This is a genomic window from Pseudomonadota bacterium (genome assembly GCA_010028905.1).
Classification (GTDB): Bacteria; Vulcanimicrobiota; Xenobia; order RGZZ01; family RGZZ01; genus RGZZ01.
Genome location: RGZZ01000823.1, coordinates 1 through 1,350, shown reverse-complemented (window position 1 = coordinate 1,350; position 1,350 = coordinate 1). Strand labels below are relative to the sequence as shown.

General features: G+C 68.3%; 1 protein-coding gene. It reads right to left on the bottom strand.

All coding sequences use genetic code 11. From position 1 onward, the window contains the following. On the bottom strand, positions 1-1,350 hold a 1,350-nt coding region (locus EB084_25630; GenBank protein ID NDD31644.1), incomplete at both ends, for a hypothetical protein.

Genomic DNA, 1,350 nt, shown 5'->3' with positions numbered 1-1,350 from the left:
CCAGCGGACGCAGTCATCGGAGTGACTGCTCCCGTTCCGCCTCCGCCGCCTGGCGTGCCCATGGCCATGTTGGCCCACTCGGGACTGAGCGTACCGTTGATCAGGTTGTTGATGCCCTGCTGCTGCTGGCCCATCACCCCGTTGATCTGGTTCATGTACTGCTGCGACTGCTTGTTCAGCGCAGCCTTCTGCGCGGGGGACAGATTCTGCCCGCCCTGACCTTGCCCCATTCCCTGGAGAAGGCCCGAGAGCCCCTGCATCAGCTGGCTGAGCATGTCGCCGGCACCGCCGCCGCCGCCACCCTGGTCGCCACCGCCACCACCGCAGCCGCCTTCACCGCACTGCCCAGCCCCGGATTCCTCCGGCGCCTCGCCTGCAGAGGTCGGCTTCATCTGCTCGATCTGGTTGGCCCCTTCGTCGGACGTGCGCGCGTTGTCGCCTGCCCGCTCGGCCTGCTGACCGGAACGTTCGGCCTGGGCATTGTTGTTCTGCTGTGCGGTATCGTTGGCCGCGGCTTTCTCACCGTCCTGGTTGGCCAGGCCGCGGCTGGCCTCGGCCTTCTGGCCTTCCTGGTCGGCCTTGCCCCGGTCTTCCACCGCCTTCTTCTGGTGCTCCTGGCCTTCCTTGACGTTCTTCTGCTCTTTGGCGACGGCCTTCTGCTCTTTCTGCTGACCGTCTCGCAGCTCTTGCTGGCCCTTCGACTTGTCCTGGTTGCCGCGCTGCTCGAGCTGCTGTCCAGCCTGCTCCTGCGCCTTGCCCGCAGCCTCTTCGGCCTTTCCTGCAGCCTCCATGGCGGCCCCCGCCGCAGCGGTGAAGAGGTTGCTCTCCAACGCCTTGCCCTGGGCTTCCTTCGCCTGACCGGCCGTCTCCTGGCCGCGTCCCGCGGCTTCCTGCGCCTTGCCCGCGGCCTGCTCGCCCGTGCCCTTGGCGATGTCGGCCTGACCCTTCATCTCCTCGGCCTTGGCCTGTGCCTGCTCCTGCTTGGCCTGGGCGGCCTGGGTATCGTTCTTGGCCTTCTCGGCCATCTGCTTGCCTTCGTCTTGCATGGCCTGCTGGGCCGCTTTCTCGGCCTGATCGGCGGCACTGTTGTGCTGGCCCTGGTCGGCTCGGTTCTGGGCGGCATCGCGGCCGGCGTTGTCGGCCGCGTTCTTCGATGCGTCACGGTTGCCCTCGGCGGCCTGCTGGTTGCCGCGGGCGTCCTGACCGAGCTTGCGGGCTTCGTCGAGTCCGCGCTGGTCGGCGCCGAGCTTCGCGTCGGTGGGGCTGGCCTGCATCGGCTTCAAGCCAGAAGGCGCGTTCTGTCCCCCCGCGTTTGAAGACGGGGCGGCGTTGGCGCCCTGCGGCATGCCG